The organism is Variovorax boronicumulans NBRC 103145 (assembly GCF_001591345.1).
Taxonomy (GTDB): Bacteria; Pseudomonadota; Gammaproteobacteria; order Burkholderiales; family Burkholderiaceae_C; genus Variovorax; species Variovorax boronicumulans.
The window spans coordinates 35,737-57,137 of record NZ_BCUS01000033.1 but is presented as its reverse complement, the minus strand read 5'-3'; the positions used below and the strand labels follow the sequence as shown (position 1 = coordinate 57,137).

Genomic DNA, 21,401 nt, shown 5'->3' with positions numbered 1-21,401 from the left:
GCGGGGCAGGGCGCGCACGCGCCGGTTCGGGCTCGATCGCCGCCAGGGCGTCGGCCCAGGGTTCGGGGCGCGTGCTGCCCTTGTGCTTGCCCTTGCGTTTTTTCTCTTCGGCGCGCCGCGAGGCCGAGCTGCCGCGCGGCGGGTCGCGCTCGATGCCGCGGCCGTGGTAGATGCCCAGGCCCAGGCCCCACAGCACCACACCCAGCAGGCCCCAGCCCTCGGGCGTGACGTGGCCGCCGCGCGTCAGGCTGGTGACTTTCTCTTCGTCGGGTGCGGCGGCGTGGTCCACGGCGATCTGCTGCGACTCGGGCGCGACGACGCCCACCTCGCCGTCGAGCAGCCGCGCGAGCGCGCCCACGGCCGCCTGCACGCCGCCGGCGAAGTCGCCCTCGCGAAAGCGCGGCGCCATCTCGCGGTCGATGATGCGGGCCGCCTGGATGTCGGTCACCGTGCCTTCGAGCCCGGTGCCGACCTCGATGCGCATGCGGCGGTCTTTCTGCGCCACGAGCAGCAGGATGCCGTCGTCGGCGTCGCTGCGGCCCAGCCGCCACTTCGTGAAGACGCGCGTGGCGTAGTTCTCGATGGTGTCCTCGCCCGTGGTCGGCACGATGAGCACGGCGAGCTGGGCCTGGGTGCGGCTCTGGATGTCGGCGATCTGCGCGCGCAGCGCTTCGGCCTCGCCGGCCGGCAGCGCCTGCGCGAGGTCGACCACGCGCGAACTCATCGGCGGCACCGGCACGGGCTTGGCCTGCGCGGCGCGCGGGCCGGCCAGGCACAGCACGAGCAGCAGGCCCAGGCACAGCGACAGCCAGCGGGGCATCGACAGCGGCACGCGCATCGGCGCGTTCATCGGCGCGCGCCCTTGGCCGCCACCACGCCCGCGCCGCGCACCTCCACCCGGCGCTGGTCGACCACCTTGCCGCTGGCGTCCACCAGCTCGATCAGGTGCCGCCCGGGCCACGGCAGCCACTGCGCGCTGTTGCCGCGCGCGTGGAACTTGCCGTCGATGCGCCACTGCACGCCGCGCCCTTCGGATTCGAAGCGCACGCGCTGGCGCTGCGGCGGAATGTCGGGGTCGAGCGCCAGGATCGTGCCGTCGGCCGGCGCCGTGATGCGCGCCGAGGCGGCGTCGCTCGCCATGCCGGTGTCGAGCGCGAACAGCGGCTGCTCAGTGCCCTGCAAGAACCATTCGCTGCGCGCCGCTTCGAGTGGGCTGCCGTCGGCGCCCGGGCCGAAGCTCACGCGCGCCTCGACCAGCCCGGCGGGCGGCGCGGGCGCGCGGCTGGGTTCGCGCGCGTGCAGGAAGCGCATCACCTCGGCCCACACGGGCGCGGCGCCGCTGGTGCCGCTCACGTCCCACATCGAGGCACCGCTGGCGTTGCCGATCCACACGCCGACCGTGTAGCGCTGCGACCAGCCCACGGCCCAGTTGTCGCGCATGTCCTTGCTGGTGCCGGTCTTCACGGCGGTCCAGAAGCGGGTGGACAGGATGCTGTCCAGGCCGAAGGTGCGCGTGCGCGCGTTCGGGTCGGAAAGGATGTCGCTGACGATGAAGGCGGCGCGCGGGTCGAGCAGCGGCGCGGCCTCGGCAGGCTTCGCCTTGCCGGCCGGCGCAGGCGGGCGCGGCGTGAGCGTGGTCGCCCCGAAGCGCCCGCCGTTGGCCATCATGCGGTAGGCATTGGCCAGCGACAGCAGCGACACCTCGGCGCTGCCCAGCGCCAGGCTGTAGCCGTAGTAGTCGCCGCTCTCGCGCAGCGGCAGGCCGGCGGCGCGCAGCTCGCGCGCGAAGGCTTCGGGCGACACCATCACCAGCGTGCGCACGGCCGGCACGTTGAGCGAGGCGGCCAGCGCGGTGCGCGCCGACACCGGGCCCTTGAAGCGGCGGTCGTAGTTCTGCGGAATGTAGAGGCCGCTGGCGGTGCTGATCTGCGCCGACGAGTCCTCGATCAGCGAGGCCGCCGTGATGCGCTTCTCGGCCAGGGCCTGCGCGTACAGCAGCGGCTTGAGCGTGGAGCCGGGCTGGCGCAGCGCGGTCACGCCGTCGACCTCGGCGGCCTGGCTCAGCGGGCCCGAGGAGCCGACCCAGGCCAGCACCTCGCCGCTCGCGTTGTCGAGCACCACGAGCGCGCCGTCTTCCACGTGGCGGTCGCGCAGTTCGCGCAGGTGGCGCTGCAGGCTGTCGAGCGCGTAGCGCTGCAGCGGTGCGCGCAGCGTGGTGCGCACGTTGGTGGGGGCGGTGGCCTTGTCGTTCCCTGCATCGCGCAGTTCACGCAGCACCCGCCGCGCGGCATGCGGCGCGATGCCCTCGTTGGGCTCGAACGCACGCCGCTGCACCACGGCGCTGGTGAACATGTCGAGCGCCTCGCAATCGGTCTTGGCGCCGGGCTCCATCACGCGCAGTACCTCGCAGGCGCGCTGCGCTACCAGCGCGGGGCGGGCGTTGGGCGCGCGCACCAGCGCAGCGGCCACGGCGGCCTCGCGTGCGTCGAGCCCGCTCGGGGCCTTGCTGAAGAGCGTGCGCGAGAGCGCGTCGATGCCGACGATCTCGCCGCGGAAGGGCACCGTGTTCAGGTAGGCCTCGAGGATCTGGTCCTTGCGCCAGCGGCGCTCCAGCTGCGTGGCGGCCACGGTCTGGCCGATCTTCTGCGTGAAGCTGCGCCCGCCCGCCGCGCGGCGCAGGTCGTCGTCGAGCAGGCCTGCCAGCTGCATGGTGATGGTCGAGGCGCCGCGCGTGCGCGTGTTCCACAGGTTGCCCCAGGCGGCGGCCGAGGCGGCGCGCCAGTCGACGCCGCTGTGTTCGTAGAAGCGCTTGTCCTCGCTCAGCAGCATGGCCGCGCGCAGCGCGGGCGACACGTCGGCCAGCGCGGTCCACTGGCCGCGCCGCACCGTGGGGTCGGTGCGCACGCGCTGCAGCAGCTCGCCCTGGCGGTCGAGCACGGCGGTCTCGGAGGAACGGAAGTCGCGCTTCACTTCTTCGAAGCTGGCCAGCGCCCAGGCCGAGGGTGCGGCGGCTGCCGTCAGCAGGACCACGGCCAGGGTGCGCCGGGCGGTGGAAGAAAACGAGAACGCAAGAGGCATCGCAGCAGACGGGGCCGCGGGGCGGCAGGCAAAGCGGAGACGGCCCATTCTCCGCCATGCCTTCCGGGACGCGTCAGGTGCCCACGTACGCCGCGAGATGCTGTCCTGTGAGCGTGGCGCGCTGGGCGACCAGGTCGGCCGGCGTGCCCTCGAAGACCACGCGCCCGCCGTCGTGGCCGGCGCCGGGGCCCAGGTCGATGATCCAGTCGGCGTGCGCCATCACCGCCTGGTGGTGCTCGATGACGATGACCGACTTGCCCGCATCCACCAGCCGGTCGAGCAGGGCCAGCAGCTGCGCCACATCGGCCAGGTGCAGGCCGGTGGTCGGCTCGTCGAGCACGTACACGCCGCCCTTCTCGGCCATGTGCGTGGCCAGCTTGAGCCGCTGGCGCTCGCCGCCCGACAACGTGGTGAGCGGCTGGCCCAGGCTCAGGTAGCCCAGGCCCACGTCGGCCAGCCGTTGCAGGATGGCGTGCGCCGCCGGCGTGCGCGCCGGGCCTTCGCCGAAGAAGGCCGTGGCCTCGGTCACCGGCATCGCCAGCACCTCGCTGATGTCGCGCCCGCCGAAATGGTGTTCGAGCACCGAGGCGTGGAAGCGCTTGCCCTCGCACTCTTCGCAGACGGTGGCCACGCCGGCCATCATCGCCAGGTCGGTGTAGATCACGCCCGCGCCGTTGCAGGTGGGACAGGCGCCCTCGGAGTTGGCGCTGAACAGCGCCGGCTTCACGCCGTTGGCCTTGGCGAAGGCGTTGCGGATCGGGTCGAGCAGGCCGGTGTAGGTGGCCGGGTTGCTGCGCCGCGAGCCGCGGATCGCGCCCTGGTCGACCGCCACCACGCCCGCGCCGGCGGGGATCGAGCCGTGCACCAGCGAGCTCTTGCCCGAGCCCGCCACGCCGGTCACGACCACCAGCACGCCCAGCGGAATGTCGACATCGACATTGCGCAGGTTGTGCGCCTTGGCGCCGCGGATCGGCAGCGCGCCGGTGGGTTGGCGCAGCTTCTTCTTGAGCGCGGCCCGGTCGTCCAGGTGCCGGCCCGTGAGCGTGCCGCTGGTGCGCAGCGCTGCCACGCTGCCCTCGAAGCAGACCGTGCCGCCCGCCGATCCCGCGCCGGGGCCGAGGTCGACGACGTGGTCGGCGATGGCGATGGCCTCGGGCTTGTGCTCCACCACCAGCACCGTGTTGCCCTTGTCGCGCAGCCGCAGCAGCAGCTCGTTCATGCGCTGGATGTCGTGCGGGTGCAGGCCGATGGTCGGTTCGTCGAAGACGTAGGTCACGTCGGTGAGCGAGGAGCCGAGGTGGCGGATCATCTTCACGCGCTGCGCTTCGCCGCCCGAGAGCGTGCCCGAGGGACGGTCCAGGCTGAGGTACCCGAGGCCGATTTCCACGAAGGAATCGAGCGTGTGCGCCAGCTTGGCCAGCAGCGGCGCCACCGAGGGCTCGTTCAGGCCGCCGACCCAGGTGGCGAGGTCGCTGATCTGCATCGCGCAGGCCTCGGCGATGTTGAGCTTCTTGATGCGCGACGAACGCGCCGCCTCGCTCAGCCGCGTGCCCTCGCATTCGGGGCAGGTGGTGAAGGTCACGGCCCGTTCCACGAAGGCGCGGATGTGCGGCTGCATCGCCTCGACGTCCTTGGCCAGGAACGACTTCTGCACCTGCGGGATGAGGCCCTGGTAGGTGAGGTTGATGCCGTCGATCTTGATCTTGGTCGGCTCCTTGTGGAGCAAGGCCTCGAGCTCCTTCTTGGTGAACTTGCGGATCGGCTTGTCGGGGTCGAAGAAGCCGCAGCCGTTGAAGATGCGCCCGTACCAGCCTTCCATGCTGAAGCCCGGGATGGTGAGCGCGCCTTCGTTGAGCGACTTGCTGTCGTCGTAGAACGCGCTCAGGTCGAAGTCGGTGACCGCGCCCCGGCCCTCGCAGCGCGGGCACATGCCGCCGGTGCGGCTGAAGGTCTGCTTCACCGTCTTGCTGGCGCCGCGCTCCACCGTGATGGCGCCGGTGGCCTTCACCGACGGTACGTTGAACGCGAAGGCGCTGGGCGAGCCGATGTGCGGCTTGCCCAGGCGGCTGAACAGAATGCGCAGCATCGCGTTGGCGTCGGTCGCGGTGCCGACGGTGGAGCGCGGGTCGCCGCCCATGCGCTCCTGGTCCACGATGATCGCGGTCGTCAGGCCGTCGAACACGTCGACCTCGGGCCGCGCCAGCGTTGGCATGAAGCCCTGCACGAAGGCGCTGTAGGTCTCGTTGATGAGCCGCTGCGACTCGGCCGCGATGGTGCCGAACACCAGCGAGCTCTTGCCCGAGCCCGAGACGCCCGTGAACACCGTGAGCCGCCGCTTGGGCAGCTCGACGCTGATGTCCTTCAGGTTGTTCACGCGCGCGCCCTGCACGCGGATGAGGTCGTGGTGGTCGGCGGCGTGCCCGCCGTTCGCGTCCTTCGCGCGCGTTGCGCTCTTTGCTTCCTTCTTCGGGGCCTTGCTGCTCATCGGGTCTTTCTCTGGAAGGGACACGGGGCCGCGACGGCGGCGGCGCCCGTGCAGGAGGTCAGGGGGCTGCGGCGCCGGCGGGCCGGCTCAGCGCGTCTGCTGGATGCGGATCAGGTTGCCCGCCGGGTCGCGCACCGCGCAGTCGCGCACCCCGTAGGGCTGGTCGGTGGGCTCCTGCACGATCTCGGTGCTGCGCGCCTGCAGGCGCTCGAAGGTGCCTTCGAGGTCGGGCGTGGCCAGCAGCAGCGAGGCGAAGGTGCCCTTGGCCATCATCTCGGCGATGGTGCGGCGTTCGTCGTCGGTGAGCCCGGGCGTGGCGGCCGGCGGGTACAGCACGATGGAGGTGGCGGGCTGGCCGGCCGGGCCGACCGTGATCCAGTGCATGCCGCCATAGGCGACGTCGTTGCGCACCTCGAAGCCGAGGGTGTCGCGGTAGAAGGCCAGCGAGGCCTGCGGGTCGGTGTGCGGAAGAAAGCTCGAGTGGATGCTGAGGTTCATGGTGACGAGGGGCCGAAGTGTGTACGGGCCGTCATGCTAGGTGCGACTCGGGGTTTCGCGCTTCTCGATTCCTGATCGGGCGCGTCACTTGTTTGGCGACGCACGCCGGCATGCCCGCCGTCGCCTGCGCCGCCTCGCGCCGGTAGACGCCGGGCGACACGCCCACCAGCTCGGTGAAGCGCGTGGTGAAGGTGCCCAGCGAGGCGCAGCCGACCTCGAAGCAGACCTCGGTCACGCTCAGGTCGCCCCGGCGCAGCAGCGCCATCGCGCGCTCGATGCGCCGCGTCATCAGGTAGGCGTAGGGCGACTCGCCATAGGCCAGGCGGAACTGGCGACTGAGGTGGCCGGCCGACATGTTCGCGTCGCGCGCGAGCGCTTCCACGTCCAGCGGCTGCGCGTGCTCGCGGTCGATGCGGTCGCGCACGCGGCGCAGCCGTGCGAGGTCGGACAGGGAGGGCTGGGGCTGCGTGGCGGTCATCGGCGGGATCGTGCCACGTCGCTACGGCGTGCTCAAGCGCAGGCAAAGGTTCCACATCCGGTAACGAACTTCACACAAGCACCTGCATCTGGACACCCGATGCGCACGCGGCGGGGCTTCAATACGGTACGGGCTCGCAGGAGGCGCGCCCGACCGTACAGCCCCACCCAAGGAGAACTCCGCATGACGAAAACACTCGCGCTTCTGCTGGCCGCCTCGGCCATCCTGGCTGGTTGCGTGGTCGCCCCCTACGACCGGGGCCCGCCCCCGCGCGGCCACGGCTACGACCGCGACCGTGACGGCGTGCCCAACCGCTACGACCGCGACCGCGACAACGACGGCGTGCCCAATCGCTACGACCGCCGGCCGAACAACCCCTACCGCTACTGACACCGGGGCCGAAGGCCCCCAAAGAAAAAGACCGCGAGGCGCGCAGCCCCGCGGTCTTTTTTCTTGTGCGCGTGTGGATGTGCTCAGGCAGCGCGACGCGCCATCAGCGCCCACAGGCCGGCCGCGCTCAACAGCGAGCCGCCCGCCAGGTGGAAGCGCCGCTGCGCGCGCGGCGAGGCGAGCAGCCGGCCCGCCGAGCTGGCGAACACCGCATAGAGCGTGGCGTTGAGCGTGGCCAACGCCACGAAGGTCAGGGCCAGCACCCACATCTGATGCGACACGTCGGCGCCCGGGCTGATGAACTGCGGCAGGAAGGCCACGAAGAACACGATGCCCTTGGGGTTCAATGCCGTCACCAGGTAGGTGTTGGCGAACAGGCGCCAGCGCGAGGCCGGTGCCGCCGGCGCGGCGGTCTCGGTGGACGAGATGCCGGCGCGCAGCAGCTTGATGCCCAGGTACAGCAGGTACAGGCCGCCCACCCACTTCACCACCGTGAACCAGAAGGCCGAGGTGGCCAGCAGCGCGCCCAGGCCCAGCAGCGACACCACGAGCGCGGTCGAATCGCCCAGCGCCACGGCGGCCACCAGCGGCACGTTGGCGCGGCGGCCGTGCGACATCGAATAGCTGATCACCGTGAGGATGGTCGGCCCCGGAATGATCAGCAGCAGCGCGGATGCGGCGACGAAGGCGAGCCAGAGTTCGATGGGCATGGGGATGGATGCTCCTGGTGGTGTGGGAAGGGCGGTGCGCCGTTCAGCGCGGGAACGAAGTCTTTTTCATGCGTCCGAGGTCGAAGCAGGTGCGCCGAAACGCAGCGCGGACCGCGCCTTGGCACGCTCGGCCTCGATGACCCGGTCACGCGGCTCGGCTGTGGTCACCAGCGAGTCGATCAGCCGCGTGGCCGTGGCGGCCACCTCGTCCACGGCGCGCTCGAAGGCCTGCTCGTTGGCGCGCGAGGGCACGCTGAAGCCGCTGAGCTTGCGCACGAACTGCAGGGCGGCGGCGCGGATCTCCTGCTCGGTGGCAGGGGGCTCGAAGTTGTAGAGGGTCTTGATGCTGCGGCACATGGCGAATGCTCCGGTCAGGCGCGGCGCAGGGGCCGCGCGGCCAGTCTAGCGAAACAGCGCCTGGTTGCGCAGCACCCGCCGGGCAAAGGCTACTTCAGGCTCAGGACACCCAGCCCCAGCCCGATCACCCCCAGCACGAAGCTCACGAGGCTGATCTGCAGCGGGATGCGGTAGGCGGGATCGGGGTGATCCCAGTGCGCGCGCAGCACCTCGAGCGCGGTGGCCCGGCGGATTTCCATCGCGCAGCCGTGAAAGCCCTGCATGTTGATGCTGCTCTTGGGAATCTGCAGCGCGAGCCGGGTTTCGTAGTCGATCTCGATGCCGTCTTCGGGGAAGCCCGGGTCGCGGCCGATGCCCCGGATCATTCGGCAGCAGCGCTTGCCGGCGTTCGTCTTCAGCACCACCCAGGCGTTGCGCCCGCCCAGCGGCGCGAGCCGCTGGTTGTGCACGCGAATCAGCGAGAAAGCCTCGTAGTCCGCCGGGTTGGTGAACGAGCGTTGTTGCGTGACGTGGAGTCCTGTGACCATGATTTCCTCCCTCTGTGAATGAACGCCGGTGCGCCTGCCGGACAGCCCGTGCAGGCGTCGGTTTCGACGTTAGTTCAGAAGGCGGGAGGTGCCCATTGGCGTTGCCATGGAGAGAACGATTCAATCGTCAACAATGGTGAAGCAGACGGGCGATCCGGTCGCGGCGCGCGCCTGCCCGGGCTCAGTCGCCGTCGTAGAAGAACTCTTCGCGCACGATCTTGCCGTCCTTGACGGTGTACAGCGCCATCTCTTCCATCGTGAAGCGCTGGCCCGTGGGCTTCATGGTCACGTCGAAGCGAAAGCCCACGATGAAGCGGTCGTCGTGCGGCCAGGGGCCGGCCACCTGGAACGAATGCACCTCGTGGTTGGCCACCCACCATTCACCCTTGGCGCGGATGGCCGACAGGCCCACCGACTCGCGCGACATGCCGGGCGGCGCGCTGGCCTCGACGCTGACGGCCTCGGGCGCGTAGAGCGCCTGGGCTTCATCGAATGTCCCTGCTTTGCACAGCGCCACGAGCTTGGCGGCGATTTCCTGGGTGTTCATGCGTTTCTCCAGTGAGTTGGGGGGATGACGGGAGGCGCAGTGTAGGCCCGCGCACCGTGCGTCGTCGACAGATGTTCAACGCGCTGGTTCGTTGAGCGCGCGCAGGCTGTCGACGCCCTCCGGCGAGAGCCACAGCAGTGTGTTCAGGTAGGTCTCGATGCGGTCGACCAGCGCGCTGCGCGGGCCCTCGCGCCATTCGGTGGAGCCATAGAACGCCGCCTGCTCGGCCTCCAACGCCTCGCGACTCGCGTAGGCGCGCACGAGGTGGTAGCTCTCTTCCTCGTGGTCCGACCGGCCGTAGCTCACCACGTCCATGCCCTTGCTGCGCAGCATGGGCACCGCGCGCTCATGCATCGCGCGGTGGAAGTCGTCGAGGGTGCCGGGCTTGAGGCGGTAGGTACGGATTTCGAGCAGGCGCTTCATGGGAATGGACGGCAGCGTTCATGCGGGAATGCGCGGTGCTTCGACGTCGTGCAGCCGCGCGCTGAAGTCGTACTTGTATTCGCAGTCGCCCGCGTAGGCCAGCGCGATTTTTCCGGTCCACGTGATGTCGAAGCGGTCGGTGCCCGCGATGCGGTCGAAGCGGATGCGGTGGTGGGCCGCAGCGTCGTGTCCGAGCAGGTAGATGTGAAAGACGTTGTCTTCCATGTCTTCGGGCGGCGGCAGGTCGATGCTGACCTCGAGCCCGTCGAGTCGCGCCAGGCTGAAGTCCTGCAGTGCGCAGACCGCGAAGCCGCCGCCGTCGCCCCAGGCGGTCGACGACAGCGTGCAGCGGTGGTAGTTGGTCCAGACCCCGGGCGCGTCCCAGTCGGACGGGTAATCGATGTCCTCGTCTTCGGGCTCGTCGATCTCGCGCTCGGCGTCGTAGTCTTCGCTGCGCAGGTGCAGGTCGAACCACACCTCGTTGTTCCTCACGGACGCTGTCCAGCGGAACTCCTTGATGGGATGGCCTTCGGGCCAGGGGTTGCCGGCGAAGTGAATGCGGTTTGGAGGCGTCATGGGGCGGGTGTCGTGCGTGTTCGTTGCGCTGTCGTGTGTGCGGGCATGGGCGCTGTCGTCCGCGACCGCGATGCAGCGCTCCAGCAGGGCGGCCTCGCGCACCTCTTCGGTGGTGTCCACCTGGAACACGTTCTTGCCGCAGTCGCTGCAATACCGGACGCCGGGTGTGGCGGTGGCTTCGAGTGCGTCCCAGGGCTTGGGGCACGAGAGCGATCCGTCGTGCCCGCCTTGCGACGGCGCCTGCGGATCGACCGGTGCGCGGCCGATGCGGATCGACTTCTTCATGGGGGCGGTGGGCGGTGGGTGCCGAGGATGTACTGCGCGACCCATTCCGCCTGCTCCGGTGTGTCGGGCATGTCGACGCCCCGCGAGCGGCTCAGCAGGTGGAAGATGTTCTGGCGCGGAACGCCGAGCCCGTGCAGCAGGCTGCCCGCGATGAGGCCCGTGCGGCCGATGCCTGCGCGGCAGTGGATGGCGATGGCCTTTCCGCTCACCAGCTCGGCGCCCAGTTCGGCAATGAAGGCCGCCGCGTCCCGCTGCGATGCCGGCAGGCCTCGGTCCGGAATCGGGAAATGCCGGAACGCGATGCCATGTTCGGCGCACAGCGCAGGCTCTTCCCGGAGTTCAAGTGCCCTGATTTCCTGCGCCTCGAGCAGGGAGACCACCATGTCCAGCGATGCACGCTGCCAGGACGCCACCTCGGCGCGCAGCAGCTCACCGCCGCGCGGACGTGCCATCAGGCCCAGCCGATGCGGCGGTATGTCGCGGACCCAGTGGATGGTGGTCTCGAACATGGTCTGCGGACCTTACAGCCGATCGATCAGCCGCATCGCCTTCAGGTGAAAACGATCGCCGTCTTGTGCGCGATGCTCAGCCGGGCCGATTCGTACAGCAGCAGCCACGATTCGATTTCCCGGTAGAGGCCTTCGTCCTCGCCTATGCTGTCGCCGAGTCGCGCGGCTTCCTCGTCCGACAGCTCGCCGTCCGAAAGCGTGATGCCGAGCGCGGGCGCCACCAGCACCAGTTCTTCGAGCAGGCGGTACGACGAGCCGAGCATGCCGCCGGGCAGGTCGGTCTCGTCTTCCCCGGCAAAGATCACTTCTTCGAAGTCGACCGGCAGGTAGAAGCCTTCCGCGTCGGAGTGGCACAGCAGGTGGCTTTCGAACATGCCGGCCACGTCTTCGAGCGTCTCGTCTTCCGTAGGATCGGTGTCCTCCGGCAGGGGCGTGGCGATCCAGCCGGGCGTCGTCACGCGGTGCGCGTAGGCGCGGCGCAGGTAGTGGATGAACGAGTAGGGCAGGCCGTCGAGCGGCGCGCGGGATTCGAGTGGCGGCAGCGTGCGAGGCTCCACGTGCGGCGGCAGGCCGGCTTCGGCGAGCTTGCGGTTCGCGGCGGCGAAATCTGCCTCGAAGTGTTCGGCGCTCTCGGGATCGTTTTCGATCAGGTCGGCGAGGATGCCGACGCAAATGGCCAGGCCCATGGGGTTCTCCAGGTTGTGGGTTCGTCGCGATGGTGCCGAGGCGCGGTGAAGGCGGGATGACGGCCCGCCTTCACCATGACCGCGTTACTTCGCCGCCTCCACCTTCACCCGCGCATTCGGCGTCTCGCCGAACATCTCGGGCGCGTACATCGCTTCCACGCGGCTGGGCGGCAGCGCGAAGTCGCCGACGTTGTTCAGGCGCACGGTGTATTCCATCTTCACGACGCCCTTGGGCAGGTACTCGTAGTAGCTGCGGAAGGCCTCGAAGCTGCGCTCCTCGAACGCCGGCCAGCCGGCGCCGCTCTTCTTCTCGCCCTGCGTGGCGATCTGCGAGTCGCGGCCCAGGCCGCTGCCCAGGATGGTGGCGCCGCCCGGGACCGGGTCGGTGATCACGACCCAGGTCATGTCGGTGCTGGCGTTGACCTCGATGCTCACGCGCAGCACGTCGCCGCGCGTGTACTTGCCGGCCACGGCCTGCTCGACCGGCGTGATGGTCTTCTTCAGCGCGTAGCCCGCCGCGAACGGCGCCTTCAGCTGCACGGCGGCCAGCGACTGCAGCGTGAGCCACGGCTTGCCGGTGCCTTGCTGCGTCACCAGCAGCGTGTCGCGCACCGGTGCACCCGTGGGCGATGCGGACCAGGGCAGGAACATCGTGTTGTTGCGCAGGTTGCCCGGCGAGGCGGGCGCGCCGAACATCGTGGTCTGGTTCGGGGCGCCGGTTGCGTCGCTGGCCTTCACGCGCTCCACCTTGCTCCAGTCGACCTGCGCCTTCACCGCGCCCAGCGTGGCGGCGGTGACGCCGGCCACCGGCGTGCTCTCGAACACCTTGCTGAACTTCTCCAGCGCCAGCCCGCCCCACAGGTTGGCGGTGGTGGTGTGCCAGGCGCCGTTCTGCTGGCGGCCGATGAAGCCGTTGGCGAGCTTGCCGATGTCGTCCTTCCAGGCCGGGTCGTCCATCACCGTGAGCAGCAGGCGCGCGGTGTTGACGTCGCCGTTGGTCATGAGCCACCACCAGTAGTCGTCCTGCTCGGTGCTGAAGATGAGCTTGGTGCCCTGGTACGAGAGGCGCGCCTTCAGCACGTTGTTGGCCTCGTCCAGGCGCTGCTGGCGCTGCGGCACGTCGTTCACGCGCTTCAGGATGTTGACCCAGTCGATCACCGCGCTGGTGGGCCACTGGTTCGGCGCGATGGTGATGCTGCCGAGCATGCTGCCCTTGGCCTTGCCGTAGCGTGACAAGGCTTCGAGCGCGGCGAGCTTGCGCACGTCCAGGTCCTTGCGCGGGCTCCAGAACTCGCGCGTGACGCGGCCTTCGACGAACGCGATCAGGCCCGACTCCATCGGTGCGCGCGCGTCGTCGGCGAGCGCGAAGGCCGGGTTGAGCTGCGCCGCTTCGTGCGTGGCCGCGAGCAGGTACGACGTGAGGATGTCGCTGCCGCGGTTGGCTTCGCCGTCGCGCGGCGGGAAGTAGCTGGCCAGGCCGTCGCTGTCGAGGTAGGTGGGCAGCGTGGCCAGCACGCCCTGCCACATCTTCGCGTCGCGCAGGCCGACCGCCTTGCTGGTCTTCTGCTCGAGGCAGCTGAAGGGGTAGTTGGCGAACCAGTCGCGCACGCCCGGCAGGCCTTCGGCCAGCTTGGGCTGCAGCGACATCTTCAGGCCGCCGCGGCCGGGCAGGGCGTCGGCGGGCGGTGCCACGTCGAGCGTGAACGGCCCGTCGACCTGCACCAGCGTGGCCTGCTGCACCGTGAGCGGCACGGCGGGCACGATGCGCTGGCGCACCTTGAGCGCGTCGCGCGCGCCACCGACGGTGTCCTTGGCCTCGATCTCCCACAGGATGGCTTCGGCGCGCGTCTGCGCGAGCTGCGCGGGCGCGGTCACGTTCCAGGCCACCTCGCGCGATTCGCCGGCCGGGATGTCGACGGTCTGCGTCTCGAGCGTGAGCAGCGTGGCGCGCGGCGTGGCTTCCACCTTCATCGGCTTCTGCGTGGTGTTGCGCAAGGTGATCTGCGCGCGGAACTGGTCGTCCTCGCGCACCAGCGGCGGCAGGCCGCTGATGATCTGCAAATCTTGCGTGGCCTGGATGCTGGCCTGGCCGGTGCCGAACAGGCTGGTGCCCGCATCGGCCACGGCCACTATCTTGAAGGTGGTGAGCGCGTCGTTCAGCGGCACGGTCACCACGGCCTGGCCGTTGGCGTCGAGCACGATCTTCGGGTTCCACACGAGCAGGGTGTCGAGCAGTTCGCGCGTCTGGCCCTTGCCGCCGCCGCCGCCCGCGGGCACGGCCTTGCGCCCGTAGTGGCGCCGGCCGACGATTTCCATCTGCGCGGTGGAGGTGCTCACGCCCCAGCTGCGCCGCTGCAGCATCGCGTTGAGCAGGTTCCAGCTGTCGTTGGGCATGAGCTCGAGCAGGGCCTGGTCGACCGCGGCCAGCGCCACTTCGGCGCCGGCGGCCGGCTTGCCGTCGGGCAGCTTGGCGGTGATGGTGACCTGCGCCTTGCTGCGGATCGGGTAGCTGGGCTTGTCGCTGGTCACGGTCACGTCGAGCTGGTGCGCGCGCGTGCCGACGCGGATCTCGGCCATGCCCAGGCGGTAGGCGGGCTTGCTCAGGTCGACCATGGCCGTGGGCGCGACGTATTCCTTGCCCTCGTACCAGAAGGCGGTCCACCACTCGCGCGGCGCCTTGAAACCCCAGGTGAAGAAGCTGTACCACGGCACTTCGCGCAGGCGCCCGCGCAGCGCGAGCACGCTCACGTAGGCGTTCGGGCCCCACTCGGGCTTGACCTGCAGGCTGACCGTCGGGTCCTTGCCGTCCAGCTGCACCACGTGCGTCTCGATGATGCCTTCGCGTTCCACGGCCACCAGCGCGGTCGCAAAGCGGAACGGGCTGCGCACCTGGAACTTGGCGACCTCGCCGGGCTGGTAGCTCTTCTTTTCGGGCAGCACGTCGATGCGGTCGTTGTCCTCGCCGCCGAACCACAGTTCGCCCTGCTTGGTCACGTAGACCGAGCTCACGGCGCTGGCGCTGCGGCCGTCGCTGTCGGTGGCGCTGGCCACCAGCTCGACCTCGCCGGCCTCCTTCAGCTCCGACTCGCACAGCAGCAGGCCGCGCGAATCGCTCTTGCCGGAGCAGACGGTGCCGATGTCCTTGGTCTCGGTCTTGTTGTCGTAGGTGTAGAAGCCGCCCACCATGCGCTTGCGGCTGGTGGTGGTGATGCGGGCCACGGCGCGCACGTTGAGCGTCACGCCGGCCTGGGGCTTGCCCGTGAGGTCGAGCGCGAGCGCCTGGAACTTGAGCTTCTGGCTGGTCGAGACCCAGCCCTCGGTCTTGATGCCGGCGATGACCGACGCGGGCCACAGCGTCTGCGTGCTGCGGATCGTCTGCACCTCGCCGTTCGGGTCGGCGTAGGTGGCTTCGAGCAGCAGCTCGCGCGCCGCCTTCACTTTGGGCACCTTGTCGATCGTGACCTTGCCGGCGCCGTCCTTGTTCAACGTGAGCGGCAGCTTGTCGGCGATCACGCGGGTGTCGTTCACGCTGTTGAGGTCTTCCTCGCCGGCGCTGGTGTCGGCGGCGGTGGCGGCTTCGCTGCCGTCGCCGGCGGCGCGCGGCGGGTTGAAGCTGAAGGCGTCGTAGTCGGAAAAGCTCAGGCCCTTGCTGCGCACCATGGCCGACACGCGCACCGGCAGGTTGGCGGCGCCGCCGCCGGCCACGTAGTTGATCTGCACGTCGGTGGGCACGCTCGTGGCGGCCACCAGCGGCTTCTTCTCGGTGGGCGCGATGCGGCCTTCGAGCACGGGCAGTCGGAATTCCTCGACGCGGAAGATGCCGGTCGAGTAGGTGCGGTTGTTGCCTTCGTCGCTGGTGCCGTCGCCGCTGCGCAGCTCGACCTGGTACACGCCGAGCTTGGCGGCCGGCGGAATGGCAAAGCTGTTCTCGGCGCTCAGGCCGCTGGTGGCGGTCTTGCGCCAGGCCAGCGGCTGGGTGAAGCGCTGGCCGCTGCCCATGTGGGTCACGACCAGCGTGTCGGGCCGGTTCTCGGGCAGGCCGAAGCCCTTGCTGGTCTGGGTGCGCAGCAGGCTCTTCATCGACACCGTCTCGCCGGCGCGCAGCAGCGTGCGGTCGAAGATGGTGTGGGCGATGCCGTCGGGGCGCACGTCCAGGCTGGTGGGCACGTTGAAGCGCCAGGGCTCGATGCCGCGCTGCCAGTCGCTCCAGGTGAAGGCGAGGTCTTCCACGCCCTTGTCGTCCTTGGCGCGCGCGCTCACGAACCAGGCGCTGGTCTCGTACTCGTTCGGGCCGTTGCAGCTGGGTGCATCGGGCGACACGCCGTTGAGCATCACGATGCCGCTGGCGTCGGTGGTGCCGGTGGCCACGGCCTTGCCGTCGCAGCTGGACACGCGCACCTCGGCGCCCGCCACCACCTTGCCCTTGTCGAGCGTGGTGACCCAGGCCATGGAGTTCTCGCGGCCCAGCTTGAAGTGCACGGCCAGGTTGGTGGCCAGCGCGGTGGTGCGCACGTACATCGTGCGCCCGGCGTTGTAGCGCTCGTCGAGCAGGGCTTCGCCGAGTTTCTGCGAAGCGATTTCGAGCACGTGGAAGCCCGGCGTGAGCGGGATGCCGACGACTTCGAAGGGGCGCGGGTCGCCGCTCTCGGCCTTGGGCATGTCCAGGGCCTTCACGCCCGGCTGGCCGCCGAGCAGCGACACCATGCGCGTCTGCACGTGCGAGCGTTCGTTCTTGTCGATCACCGGGGGCAGGGCGCCCTTCACGTCGCGGCGCGCGGTGTCGCGGCTGACCGTGTAGTTGTCGTAGCGGCGCACCTTGCGGTACCACGCGATGATCTCGGCGTCGGTCTTGGGGTTGAGGTCGCTCACCTTGCCGGGCGTGAGCGCCTGCACCATGAGTTGCGGCTCCACGCGGCGCACGGTGACCGGCATCATGGCCGGGGTGCCGGGCTCGGCCAGGCGCTCGATCACGCCGAAGGGCGAGGCCGCGAACTTGGCCAGCGGCGGCATCGCGCCGGTCGCCACCTTCAGCGGAAAGCTGCCGGGCGTGCCCAGCGCGCGGCCCGAGGCGTCCTGGAAGCCGGAAGGCAGCTCGATGCTGAACTGCGTGCTCTCGGCCAGCGGCGGGCCGAAGCTCGCGCTGTTGACCACGTCGTCGTCGTTCTGCGAGCCGCCGCCGCTCTCGAGCGTGGCCTTGATCGTCTTGCCGTCGCCCTTGAGCACGATCTGCGACGCCACCTTGCGCGTCACCGGCGCGTTGAACTGCAGCTGCATCGGGCGCAGCGGCAGGCAGGCGGCCTGCGCGTTCTCGCGCTCGCAGGTGAAGGACACGGCGAAGGGCTCGCGCACCTGGTAGTCGAAACGGCGTTCCACGTTGTTGGCGACGCCCGACGGCGTGGCCACGCCTTTGCCGTAGACGACCTGCACCTTGGCACCCGGCGTGAGCGTGCGGTTGCACTGCATCGTGATGAAGCGCAGCGGGTCTTTCGCGGCTTCCTTCTCACGGTGGAAGGCCTTGAGCAGCTCGGTGCGCGCCTCGCCCTCGAGCAGCTTGGCCGGAATGCGTTCGCCGACGCCGTCGGCCGCGCACCAGACGTTCTGGCGCACGCTGTCGATGGTGGCCGCGCCGTTGAGCTCGAGCACGAACATCTGCTGCTCGTCGATGCGGGCGTAGGTGCCCGGCATGTAGTTGCGCACGAACGGGCCGCCGCTATTGAATTGATAGCGCTCGGGGCCGGTCAGCTCGCCGCCGCCGGCCGGCTTGAAGGTGGGAACGCGGGTGACCGAGCAGCGCACGCCGGGCGGCAGGTCGTTCTCGAAGTCGTAGACCCAGGCCTTGGCGTCGGTCCAGCGGCCGGTGCCCTTGCCGGCCTGCGCGTCGGAGCAGCTCACGGTGAGCGGCGCGGGCGCCTTGGGGTCGCCGAAGTTGACCGCCGCCTGATCGAATTTGGCGACGACCTGGCGCACGCGCGCCACTTCGCCCTGCGGGGTCAGGCTGGTGATCTGAAGTGCATGGCCCGGGCCCGCCGCGAGCGCGCCGGCGGCCAGTAGCAATGTCGGAATGAAACGGTTCACGGAGTTCTCCACCTTGAGGCAGCGCGCAGCGTAGCCGATTTGCATGGCGCTCCGGGAGTGCCAAGCGTCATAGGCCGTCCGTGTTTGAAGCGCGCATTCTGTCGACGTACGCCGGTCTTCTTACAATCGCTGACGTCGTGCGTGCGCTGCGCAGACCGCCACCAAGACCTCGCCGCCGACCGAATGAAACGCTACTGGGAAATAGACGCCTTGCGCGGGCTGATGCTCGTGCTGATGACCGTCACCCACCTGCCCACGCGGCTGACCGATCCACTGGGTCAGCCTTTCGGCTTCGTGTCGGCCGCCGAGGGCTTCGTGCTGCTGTCGGCCTTCGTGGCGGGGCTGGTCTACAGCCGCATCGGCCATGTGCGCGGCGTCGACTCGATGCGCCAGGCTTTCTGGCGGCGCGTGCTCAAGGTCTACCTGTGCCAGGCGGCGATCCTGCTGTTCCTGTTCACCGTGATCGCGGCGCTGGGCGTGCACATCGACCAGCCGGCGGTCAAGAACCTCGTGTCGTACTACCTGGCCGAGCCGCGCGACGGCTTCCTGTTCGGGCTGCTGCTGATCTACGAGCCGCCGCTGCTGGACATTCTGCCGATGTACATCTTCTTCATGCTCATGAGCCCCTGGGTGCTGGCCTTTGCCATGCGCCACGGCTGGACGCTCGTGATGGTGGCCAGCGCCACGGTCTGGGCGATGGCGCAGTTCGGGCTCAGCGAATGGGTCTACGGGCTGGCGGTGCGTTACCTCGGCGTGCCGGTGCCGTTCCACGAGATGGGCGCCTTCAACACCTACGCCTGGCAGTTCCTGTGGTTCGCCGGCCTGTGCCTGGGCGCCAGCCGCAACGCGCCCGAGGCCCGGCCGCTGCGCTTTCCGGCCTGGCTGCTGGTGCTGGCGGCGGGCATCGCGCTCTACGGCTTCTACTGGCGCCACACCGGCATCAACGGCCAGGCGCCGTTCGGCGGCGATGTGGAAATGAACCTGCTGTTCGACAAGTGGCAGCTCGGCCCGCTGCGGATCGTGAACCTGGTGGCGCTGGGCATCCTGGCGGTGCGCTTCGGGCCCTGGCTCATGCGCAAGATCCCGCGCCTGCACTGGCTCGAGGCGATGGGCTCGGCCTCGCTGCCGGTGTTCTGCGCGCACCTCGTGGCGGTGCTGCTGGTGCTGGCCTTCTACGGCGACAACCAGATGGCGCGGCCCTGGTGGGGCGACGGCCTGCTGCTGGCGGCGGTGTTCGCGGGGATGTACTTCGTGGCACGCTTCACGCGCGGCGCCGACGTGCCGCCGCCGGCGGACGATGTGCCTTCGGAGCCTGCGCCGGCGTAGGTGTCTGCAGGGAGCGCCGCTCGTTTTTTTGAGAAGAGGGGGAGGGCGATGATCGATTCCGTGCTTTGGAGACGTGCACTGGCGGCCTGCGTGTTGGCGTGGGGTGCGGCGGCGCAGGCGGTCTTGCCGCAAGCAGCGCTACAGGACGTGCAACGGCGGCTGGATTGCTACGGCGCCGCCAACCCATCGGCCTGCGAAATCACGCTGGCCGACAGCGGCACCCCGTTCGGCCGCGTGTTCCGCGGCTCGGCGCTCATGATGGGCGTGGAGGTCGATACCGCAACCCGCGCCCGCGCGATGGAAGACCTTCGCTCGGCGGCGGAGGAAGGCTATACGCCGGCCTATGAATCTCTCGCGGTCTTTCTCAGGCGCGGTGCCGGTCGAAGCGAAAGCCTGCAATGGCGCTGGCTGGCCGCTGAGCACGGCCACGCCGCTGCGGCGAAACATCTGGGCGGAAGCATCGACTTCGACGGGACAGACCGCCAATCGGCGGCCGACCGGATGTTCCTGTCGTGGGTCCACTGCCACCCGGCCTCCTTCGACAGCGACGGTCCCGTGATGAGCGAATTGAACACGGCGCGCAAGGCCTCACCGGGCACGGACCTGACGCAGGTGATCGCCCAGGTCCACGCGAAACGGCTCAACGAAGCCAAGGCCAAGGCCGAGAACTTCCTGCACGGCTGCGTGCCGGGCGCCTACTACCTGTCCAGCCTCTCGCCCGACGACCAGGCCTGGGTGCGCAAGACCGTGCGCGCGCGCATGGCGCAGACGCTGAAGAACCTCAAGGAGGCGGTGCGCAAGTTCCCCGACCTGGAGCTGCTCACGCTCCCCGAATACCAGGACCTGCTGCCGCCGCCCTGATCAGGGCGCGTTGGAGGGCGAGGCCGGCACCGAAGGCGGCTGTGGCAGGTGCGGCGCCACCACCGACTGCCACAGCCGGTAGCCCTCGTCCGTCAGGTGCAGCCGGTCGCCGCGGAACAGTTCGGGGCGTGGCCGTCCATCCGCGCCGAGCATCGGCGTGTGGATGTCGATGTACTCGCTGTTGGGCAGCAGGTTCAGGTAGGCCGAGATCACGTGGTTGGTCTCGCGGATCTGCGGCATGAGCTGCTCGCGCGACGGGCTGGGCTTGACCGAGATGAAGCTGATGCGCGCGTCGGGCAGCTCGGCGCGCACCGTGTTGGCAAAGCGCGCGAAGCTGTCCAGCACCTGCAGCGGCGTGCGGCCTTCGGCCAGGTCGTTGTCGCCCGCATAGAGCACCACCTGCCGGGGCTTGTAGCGCACCACGAGGTCGCGCGCGAACAGGGCGCAGTCGGCCAGCGTCGAGCCGCCGAAGCCGCGGTTGACGATGCCGCCCGGCACGCGGGAAAAATCCTGCGACAGGCGCGTCCACATGCGCACCGTGGAGCTGCCCACGAACACCACGCCGCCCGGCGCCGGAAAGCGCTCCTGGTCGGCGCGCGCGAAGGCGGCCAGTTCGTTGTGCCAGCGGGCCTTGGCGGCGAGGTAGGCGGAGGCGGTGTCGGCGGCCGTGGCGCCGTCGGCTTCGTAGGGGAAGGCGGCGGCCGCGGTCTGGGCCTGGGCGGTGAAGGTGGCGGTTGCCAGCAGCAGGGCGGCGGTGGCCGCCAGCGCGGATTTCATCGAAGGCATCGGAAAGAGAACGGAAGCGGAGAAATTCAGGACAGGGTCAGAGCGTTTTTTCGATCAGCGGGCCATGGAACAGCACCGGCCCGGTCGGGCCGCCCGCGCTCGGGACGCCGCCCTTGGGCTCCAGGCTGATCGCCAGCGCCGGCACGCGCACATCGGATTCCGAGGCGGCCAGCCGCAGCGCCGGTGCATTGTCCAGCACGCCGAGCGAGCGCGGCGCGCCGCCGGGCGGCAGGGCCCACAGCTGCAGCGACTTGTCGGCGCCTTCGCGGAAGCTGCCCACGCGCTGCAGCACGAGCTGCTTCTTCTTCGGGTCGAAGGTCACGAGCATGGAGGCGGCGGCCTTGTTGTCGGACAGCACGGCCACGTACTGCACGGCGGGCGCGTTGATCAGCTGCTCGCGCAGGTTCAGGCCCACGCCCACGGCCAGCACGGCCACGAGCGCGCCGGCTGCGGCGGCGCCGCGCCACAGCGCAAGGCTGCGCAGCCAGCCGCCGGTCGATGCAGACGCAATGGGCGCGGCGTTGTCGCGCTGCCGCGCGAGGGCCTGTTGCGCCTGCTCGGCGTCGATCAGGTTGCGGATGCGGGTCCAGACGGCCGGGTCGGGCGCGACGGGCTGCTGCAGCTCGGTCATGCCGGCCAGCCGGCCCTGCCAGACCAGCGCGGCGGCGCGCACGGGCGCCTGCTCGCGCGCCAGGGTTTCGAAGCGGCGGCGGGCGCCGCCGCGCAGCGTGCCCAGCGCATGGCTGGCGGCCAGCAGTTCGAGCAGTTCGGGGTGGGCAAGGAGGTTCATGGGGCGGGTCTCGT

Annotated in this window: 19 protein-coding genes; 3 read left to right on the top strand and 16 right to left on the bottom strand. The window is 69.9% G+C overall.

Features of this window, described 5'->3' with window-relative positions:
* From VBO01S_RS12225 to VBO01S_RS12205, 5 genes are all read right to left on the bottom strand, one after another.
* Positions 1–850, bottom strand: an 850-nt coding sequence (locus tag VBO01S_RS12225) for a TPM domain-containing protein (RefSeq protein ID WP_218005396.1), incomplete at its 3' end; no start/stop codon positions are given.
* Positions 847–3,078 (bottom strand): penicillin-binding protein 1C, encoded by a 2,232-nt coding sequence (gene pbpC, locus VBO01S_RS12220; protein WP_062474358.1) that lies wholly within the window; start codon positions 3,076–3,078, stop codon positions 847–849. The genes VBO01S_RS12225 and pbpC, both read right to left, overlap by 4 nt.
* A 73-nt stretch (positions 3,079–3,151) precedes the next feature.
* Positions 3,152–5,563: an ATP-binding cassette domain-containing protein gene (locus VBO01S_RS12215; RefSeq protein ID WP_062474356.1), complete on the bottom strand. Its 2,412-nt coding sequence runs from the start codon at positions 5,561–5,563 to the stop codon at positions 3,152–3,154.
* A gap of 87 nt (positions 5,564–5,650) precedes the next feature.
* Positions 5,651–6,061, bottom strand: coding sequence for a VOC family protein (locus tag VBO01S_RS12210; RefSeq protein WP_062474355.1), 411 nt, complete (start codon positions 6,059–6,061; stop codon positions 5,651–5,653).
* Between the two features lie 31 nt (positions 6,062–6,092).
* On the bottom strand, positions 6,093–6,539 hold the full coding sequence (locus tag VBO01S_RS12205; RefSeq protein ID WP_062474354.1) for a helix-turn-helix transcriptional regulator: 447 nt from the start codon (positions 6,537–6,539) through the stop codon (positions 6,093–6,095).
* 183 nt (positions 6,540–6,722) lie between these two features.
* Between VBO01S_RS12205 and VBO01S_RS12200 the strand changes: the two genes are divergently transcribed.
* Complete coding sequence (locus tag VBO01S_RS12200; RefSeq protein ID WP_062474353.1) at positions 6,723–6,929, top strand: hypothetical protein; 207 nt, start codon at positions 6,723–6,725, stop codon at positions 6,927–6,929.
* An 83-nt stretch (positions 6,930–7,012) separates the two neighbouring features.
* Here VBO01S_RS12200 and VBO01S_RS12195 read toward each other — a convergent pair whose 3' ends face one another.
* The 9 genes from VBO01S_RS12195 to VBO01S_RS12155 form a co-directional block, all read right to left on the bottom strand.
* On the bottom strand, positions 7,013–7,639 hold the full coding sequence (locus VBO01S_RS12195; RefSeq protein WP_062474352.1) for a LysE family translocator: 627 nt from the start codon (positions 7,637–7,639) through the stop codon (positions 7,013–7,015).
* A gap of 66 nt (positions 7,640–7,705) precedes the next feature.
* Entirely contained in the window at positions 7,706–7,996 is a 291-nt protein-coding gene (locus tag VBO01S_RS12190; RefSeq protein ID WP_062474350.1) for a DUF2277 domain-containing protein, read from the bottom strand.
* Between the two features lie 89 nt (positions 7,997–8,085).
* Complete coding sequence (locus VBO01S_RS12185) at positions 8,086–8,523, bottom strand: hypothetical protein (protein WP_062474348.1); 438 nt, start codon at positions 8,521–8,523, stop codon at positions 8,086–8,088.
* A 181-nt stretch (positions 8,524–8,704) separates the two neighbouring features.
* Positions 8,705–9,070 (bottom strand): nuclear transport factor 2 family protein, encoded by a 366-nt coding sequence (locus tag VBO01S_RS12180; RefSeq protein ID WP_062474347.1) that lies wholly within the window; start codon positions 9,068–9,070, stop codon positions 8,705–8,707.
* A 75-nt stretch (positions 9,071–9,145) separates the two neighbouring features.
* Positions 9,146–9,493: an NIPSNAP family protein gene (locus tag VBO01S_RS12175; RefSeq protein ID WP_062474345.1), complete on the bottom strand. Its 348-nt coding sequence runs from the start codon at positions 9,491–9,493 to the stop codon at positions 9,146–9,148.
* Positions 9,494–9,511: 18 nt separating this feature from the next.
* Positions 9,512–10,354: a hypothetical protein gene (locus tag VBO01S_RS12170; protein ID WP_062474343.1), complete on the bottom strand. Its 843-nt coding sequence runs from the start codon at positions 10,352–10,354 to the stop codon at positions 9,512–9,514.
* Positions 10,351–10,863: a phosphatase domain-containing putative toxin gene (locus VBO01S_RS12165; protein WP_062474341.1), complete on the bottom strand. Its 513-nt coding sequence runs from the start codon at positions 10,861–10,863 to the stop codon at positions 10,351–10,353. The genes VBO01S_RS12170 and VBO01S_RS12165 overlap by 4 nt, the downstream gene beginning before the upstream one ends.
* Before the next feature lie 41 nt (positions 10,864–10,904).
* Entirely contained in the window at positions 10,905–11,549 is a 645-nt protein-coding gene (locus VBO01S_RS12160) for a putative DNA-mimic protein (RefSeq protein ID WP_062474339.1), read from the bottom strand.
* 84 nt (positions 11,550–11,633) lie between these two features.
* Positions 11,634–17,624 carry an alpha-2-macroglobulin family protein gene (locus tag VBO01S_RS12155; RefSeq protein WP_062474367.1) on the bottom strand — a complete coding sequence of 1,997 codons (5,991 nt, stop codon included), beginning with the start codon at positions 17,622–17,624 and terminating at the stop codon, positions 11,634–11,636.
* Between the two features lie 183 nt (positions 17,625–17,807).
* On the opposite strand from VBO01S_RS12155, the gene opgC reads away from it, so the two are divergent.
* Positions 17,808–18,950, top strand: a complete 1,143-nt coding sequence (opgC, locus tag VBO01S_RS12150) for an OpgC domain-containing protein (protein ID WP_062474337.1) — start codon at positions 17,808–17,810, stop codon at positions 18,948–18,950.
* Positions 18,951–18,998: 48 nt separating this feature from the next.
* The gene (locus VBO01S_RS12145; protein ID WP_157627353.1) at positions 18,999–19,811 is read left to right on the top strand and encodes a hypothetical protein; all 813 of its coding nucleotides are present in this window, start codon (positions 18,999–19,001) and stop codon (positions 19,809–19,811) included.
* Here VBO01S_RS12145 and VBO01S_RS12140 read toward each other — a convergent pair whose 3' ends face one another.
* Both VBO01S_RS12140 and VBO01S_RS12135 read right to left on the bottom strand, forming a co-directional pair.
* Complete coding sequence (locus VBO01S_RS12140; RefSeq protein WP_062474365.1) at positions 19,812–20,588, bottom strand: SGNH/GDSL hydrolase family protein; 777 nt, start codon at positions 20,586–20,588, stop codon at positions 19,812–19,814.
* Between the two features lie 46 nt (positions 20,589–20,634).
* Entirely contained in the window at positions 20,635–21,387 is a 753-nt protein-coding gene (locus VBO01S_RS12135) for an anti-sigma factor (protein WP_062474334.1), read from the bottom strand.
* Positions 21,388–21,401: the final 14 nt, after the last annotated feature.